This is a genomic window from Trichlorobacter sp. (genome assembly GCF_030247655.1).
Classification (GTDB): domain Bacteria; phylum Desulfobacterota; class Desulfuromonadia; order Geobacterales; family Pseudopelobacteraceae; genus Trichlorobacter.
Genome location: NZ_JAOTRZ010000197.1, coordinates 1 through 5602, shown reverse-complemented (window position 1 = coordinate 5602; position 5602 = coordinate 1). Strand labels below are relative to the sequence as shown.

5 protein-coding genes and 1 pseudogene are annotated in these 5602 nt (G+C 54.5%); 3 read left to right on the top strand and 3 right to left on the bottom strand.

Features of this window, described 5'->3' with window-relative positions:
* Both OEL57_RS17085 and OEL57_RS13575 read left to right on the top strand, forming a co-directional pair.
* Positions 1–108: DUF2339 domain-containing protein (locus tag OEL57_RS17085; protein ID WP_414718524.1), on the top strand; the 108-nt coding region annotated here is incomplete at its 5' end.
* A gap of 31 nt (positions 109–139) precedes the next feature.
* Entirely contained in the window at positions 140–1711 is a 1572-nt protein-coding gene (locus tag OEL57_RS13575) for a YiiX/YebB-like N1pC/P60 family cysteine hydrolase (protein WP_300741139.1), read from the top strand.
* Positions 1712–1800: 89 nt separating this feature from the next.
* On the opposite strand, the gene OEL57_RS13570 is transcribed toward OEL57_RS13575, so the two are convergent.
* The gene (locus OEL57_RS13570; RefSeq protein WP_300741138.1) at positions 1801–1977 is read right to left on the bottom strand and encodes a zinc-ribbon domain-containing protein; all 177 of its coding nucleotides are present in this window, start codon (positions 1975–1977) and stop codon (positions 1801–1803) included.
* Between the two features lie 262 nt (positions 1978–2239).
* On the opposite strand from OEL57_RS13570, the gene OEL57_RS13565 reads away from it, so the two are divergent.
* Positions 2240–3901, top strand: a complete 1662-nt coding sequence (locus OEL57_RS13565) for a mucoidy inhibitor MuiA family protein (RefSeq protein WP_300741136.1) — start codon at positions 2240–2242, stop codon at positions 3899–3901.
* 193 nt (positions 3902–4094) lie between these two features.
* On the opposite strand, the gene OEL57_RS13560 is transcribed toward OEL57_RS13565, so the two are convergent.
* Entirely contained in the window at positions 4095–5270 is a 1176-nt protein-coding gene (locus OEL57_RS13560) for a class I SAM-dependent rRNA methyltransferase (RefSeq protein ID WP_300741134.1), read from the bottom strand.
* Positions 5267–5602 (bottom strand): annotated as a pseudogene (locus OEL57_RS13555) (YkgJ family cysteine cluster protein); the annotation flags it as partial. The pseudogene OEL57_RS13555 and the gene OEL57_RS13560, both read right to left, overlap by 4 nt.

Below are 5602 nucleotides of genomic sequence, written 5' to 3'. Positions count from 1 at the left end.
GATCTTGCAGGTCACGGTACCGTGGCCAGAATCGTATCATTTGTTGCCGTAGGATTACTGCTGCTGGTGATCGGCTGGTTTGCACCGGTGCCACCGAAACAAGAATAGCCCCGGATCATCACCACATGGGAGAAGATGCATGCTGTCATTATTAAAAAAATCACCAGCACTACTGCTGGGTCTGCTGCTTATCACAGCACCCTGTTCCCACGCCGCCCCTGCTGATGACGTTCAGGGGCAGCTTTCATCTTCTTCATCAAGCGCAGCATTGCCAAAAAAGTGCCGCGAGCATCTGCTTAAAGCCCATGGTACTGCCAAACAGCAGGTGAATGAAGGGCTGAAGAAGGAGCTGGACCACTTCCGTAATCTGGCGGAGCAGGCCCTGATGCTGCGTGCAGAAACCATCTCGGTGGGTAAACGGATCAAGGCCCAGATGGAACAGAAAAAGCCGTTGTCCGGCGATGATCTGGAGATCATGAATATCGGCATTACCGAACACCTGAAGCTGCGCAAAGAGTTGATGGAGGTGGCGGAGTCCCACGAATGCTGGCTGGACGGAACTGAACAGGACTGGATTGCCCGCGGTGTATCGCCGGAAGCCCGTCTAAACGGGGTGATGATGTCACTCTCATCCGCTTTTTTGCTGTACGACAACTACCTGCTTTCGGTTTCGCTGTTTGAAGGGGATGCCAAGCTGCGCCGCCTGCTGAACGAGGCAGACCCCGGCTATGCTGTCAAGAGCGCGGCCCTGGCCAAGGTAACCCTATCCTACAACTCAATCAACAACCGCAGCCGGGTTCGTCGCGCAATCAAGTTCTACGAGAAAGAGACAAAACGATTTACGCAGGTGGTGGAAGCCAATCCAGAGACCGCCTACATCAATCTGCTGATCAAACAGAGCCCCTCCTACTCCATGGTGCGCACTTGGTCGCCGTTCTATGTGGTAGGGCGCAAAGTTGGCTTTCTGGGCGGCGTGACCGAGGATACCCTCTCCGGTCTGGAGCGGCACGGCATCAGCCTGTTCAGCATGGTCTTCGGCAACGCGGTGGGGCTGGTGGAGACACGCAAAGGCAAACTGTATCGCAAACCGCCGGTCAGGGAACAGTTAACAGGCGCCCTGCAGGCAGGCGATGTGCTGCTGGAAAAAACCCCCTTCCGCCTGACCGACAAACTGATCCCCGGTTACTGGGGCCATGCAGCGGTCTGGATCGGCACCGAAAAAGAGCTGCGTGAACTGGGGATCTGGGACAACCCGCTGGTCAAGCGTTACCATGACCAGATTCATCAGGGACGCGGCGTGGTTGAAGCGCTGCGCTCCGGGGTTGAGATGAACCCGCTGGATCAGTTTATGAATATTGACAGCGTTGGGGTCTTGCGCAAACAGAACATCAGCAGGGATGACCGGGTCCGGGTAATCCTGCAGTCTCTGCGGCAGGTGGGAAAACCATACGATTTCAATTTTGATGTGGAATCAAAGGAGCGGGTCTACTGTTCAAAGTTGGTCTATCTGACCTACAGTGGCGTGGAATGGCCTACAAAAAAATCACTGGGGCGCACCACCTTTACCCCGGATGATGTGGCTAACCGCGCCCTGGCAGGTGATTTCCGGCTGGTACTGTTTTACCACAACGGCAAGCAGGTACAGCAGGCACCGCTGGAGCGGATGGCCAGCCTGATGGAGCAACAGGTCCAGGCGTCTGCAGCACGCTAAGGTCTCTGCCTGATAGTTTCAACTCGCACAAACAGCATCCAGTGAACATTGGATGCTGTTTGTGCGTAGAGCCACTTACAAGTATGGCGTTATGCTGAAGTACTTTCAATTTCAAAAGATGGCGCTGGTGGAACTGCCCCTTTAAAAAAATCGAAACTCTTTTTGCATTTGGGGCAATGAGCCTTCACCGGCTGATCCGGCAATTGGCTATCCAGCACTTCACGACTGAAGGAACAGTGAGGGCACAAAACACGAATCATAGCCATGGCAAACCTCCTCAGAACGTACGTTCATTGGTACTGCATACCCTTTGCAAGATACGTGGCAATCGCTTCAGAACAGAATAAAACATAACAATGCCATTAAGTTAAAACAATACCCGTTTCAGCCACTACACTCAAAACCGGGCCAAACTGACAAAAACCGTCATATCACTATACAGACACTGCATAGCAGGATTCCCAAGACAAGCTGAAAAGTTCTGGTATACTGAGCAGCACTTACCTACCAATGATCAGGAGGTTTTCTATGCCGTTTCGTTACCTGTTAATCCTGCTTAGCTGTTGTCTTTACCCCGGCATCACACAAGCCGCTCTGCCAACACGTATACCAGCCCAGGCAACAATCAGCGCCGTAACGGTGTATCTGGACCGGGCCCAGGTAACCCGTACCGTAACCGTTGCATTGAAACCGGGTAGCCAGATCATTGCGGTGGAAGGATTACCGGTGCTGCTGCAGGATGATTCTGTGCGGGTTGATGCCAAAGGAACCGCACGGGCCACCATTACCGGCATTGAGGTCAAACGCAGTTTTCTGGCCCAGACTGCAGACAAGCGGATCAAGGAGATTGAAGGGGAACTGAAACAGCTGGAGCGCAAACTGGGTGGTCTTGATGCCAGAAAGGCCGGTCTGCTTGCCCAGAAAGGGTTTGTTGACTCGATTAAAGTGGCCTGGGGTGAGCGGATATCGCAACAGCTGGCCATTGGCAAGCCAACCGCCGCTGAACTGAATGAAGCCATGGGATTTGTGGGCAGCAATACCGTCAAGGTTGAAGACCAGCAACGTGATATCGAGCAGGAAAAACAGATCATCAAAGAGCAGATGGACGCCCTGAAACGAAAGAAACAGGAAGCCACCGGTTCCTACCGCAAGGAAAGTAAGACCGTTGAAGTGGCGGTGGAAACCACCAAAGAGGGCAAACTGACTCTGGATCTGTCCGGGGTTGTGACTCAGGCCACCTGGGAACCCAGCTATGATGTACGCCTTGCCCAGGATGGCACCAGCGCAGAGCTGACCTATCGCGCCCAGGTTCGTCAACAGACCGGTGAAGACTGGAACAATGTGCCGCTGACCCTCTCTACCGCACGTCCGGCAAGCGGTGGCGCTCCTCCCACCCTCTATCCGTGGCGAATCTCCTTCTATCGCCCCATGCCGATGGCCATGCCTGCAGCGGCACCGATGAGAAGCTATAAAAAGGCAGCAAGGCCGGTGATAGCAGAAAACATGAAAGCTGATATGGCAATGGAGGAGGAGGAAGCGCCTGCACCTGCCGCCTTCCAGACTGCCCAGGCGGCTGCAGAAGGGACCTCAATCGCCTTCAAGATTCCAAAACCGGTTGACATCCCTTCTGATAACACCCGTCACAGCACCGTGATAGCACTGGAAAAACTGCCGGTCAGCACTGAATATGGCACCGTACCCAAGCTTTCACCGGTTGCCTACCTGACCGCCGAACTGGTCAACAAGGCTGGCTGGCCGCTGCTGCCCGGCTCCGTCAAGATCTTCAGCGGTAACACCTTTGTGGGTAGTGCTGATATGAAGCAGGTTGCCTCGGGCGAGAAATTCACCCTGCCCTTTGGCAGTGATGATCAGATTACGGTCAAGCGGGAAGAATTGAAGCAGCATAAAGAGGCAGGTATATTTGGCAAGAACCGGATGGGCTACCGCTCTACGATAACTGTTACCAACTTCCGCAAAGAGGTCCAGACAATCAGCGTCAAGGATCAACTGCCGCTGGCTGGCGACAGCGAGATCAAAATCAACCTGGAAGAGGCTACTCTGCCGCCAACCGAGAAGAAGGATGATGGAACACTAATCTGGAAGATGAAGCTGGCAGCGGGGGAGAAGAAAGTGTTTAGTTACGAGATCGTGGTGGAGTATCCCAAGGACCGGGAAGTTACGGGGCTGTAAAACTACTGCGGAGGCCGTCTGCTTCGTTGCACAAAAGAAGGGACAGTCAGTTTGACCGTCCCTTTCTCTTTTCCGGTTTCAGTTCAAGGATGATCTCAAGGCGGCGAGGAAGGCGGCGACGTAGGTGTACACGTAGTACATCGAGGAGCCGCTGACAAGCCAACGAAGAGAGCGCCTTGAAATGGAAGCGGAATTATATTGCCTGCAGTACCACACACTTGAGATATTCAGATTCCGGGAAGTTCAACAACACCGGATGATCCGGGGCCTGAGAACGGGCCGTCACGATCCGCACCTCACGCTTGGCCTGCCGGGCAGAGGTGGCCAGCATCTCGCGGAACGGTTCCCGTCCCATATGGTAGGAGCAGGAACAGCTGATCAGGTAGCCGCCCGGCTCCAACAGCTCCAAAGCACGGCGATTAATGGTGATGTATCCTTTGGTGGCCTCGACCAGGTTTTTGCGATTTTTGACAAAAGCGGGCGGGTCCATAACCACCACGCCAAAGCTGCGCCCTTCCAGTTTCAGTGAACGCAACCGATCAAAGGCATCGCACTCCTCAAAAGAAACACGATCAGACAGACCGTTTACTGCAGCGTTCCGACCAGCCAGGGCAACGGCACGTGCAGAGATATCCAGCCCTAGCACTGACCTGGCCCCAAAGAAGCCGGCATGGGCTGCCCAACTGCCGCTGTAGCAGAAACAGTCCAGTACATCCTTGTCTTTGGAGATACCCTCCAGCAGCAGATGATTTTCCTTCTGATCCAGAAAACCGCCGGTCTTCTGGCCATTACGCAGGTCCACTTCAAAGGTCAGGCCATTCTCCTGCATGGGAACCGCATCCGGAATGGCTCCCTGTAGCAGTTCCACCTCTTCAGTCATCCCCTCCATGGTGCGCACCGCCACATCATTACGGGCAATAATCCCCTTGGGTGACAACAGGCGCTGCAGCGCCTCCAGGATCAGACTCCGCCGTCTATCCATACCGGCAGACAGCAGTTGCAGTGAAAGGTAATCACCGTACTTGTCCACCACCAGACCGGGCAGAAAATCAGACTCGCCATAGACCAGCCGGAAGGTTTCCAGTTGGGGATACAGGCTACGTCGATGGGCCAGGGCAGCAGCAATCCGCCCTTCAAAGAAACCGACTGAGTCTATATCCTCCTGCTGGCGGGAAAGCAGACGGACCGCAATCAGGGAGTGGGGGTTATGGTAGCCGGTACCGATAAAATTACCGCTTACATCAAACAGTTCACAGGCTGCGCCCGGTTCTGAGGCACCTTCAATCCGGCCAATCTCGTTACTGAACACCCAGGGGTGCCCAGCCTTGATCCGACGGTCTTCGTTTTTCTTCAGGCTGATTCTGGTCACGGCAACATTTCTCCAAGGGAGGCAAGGGGGATGCGATCCGGCAGCTTGATGCCGAACTCGCGTAGATACAGCACATTGACCGAGACCAGCAAAGAATTAAGCCGCTCCAGGTCAATCAGGGCACCACCCGGCATCCGCTCCATGCCTTTGCAGTTACGCGGGCAGACATCCACCCGGCGGCCTGTTTCTTCAGTGATCAGGATTGGCAGTCCATGGGTGCGGCAGATAATCGGGCGAGCCTGGTACAACAGACAACAATCGTCAAGGAGGAGCGGACAACAATCCTCATTTTGAGGGTTGGACAACTGGTGCTTCAGCTGCTGACACTGCTC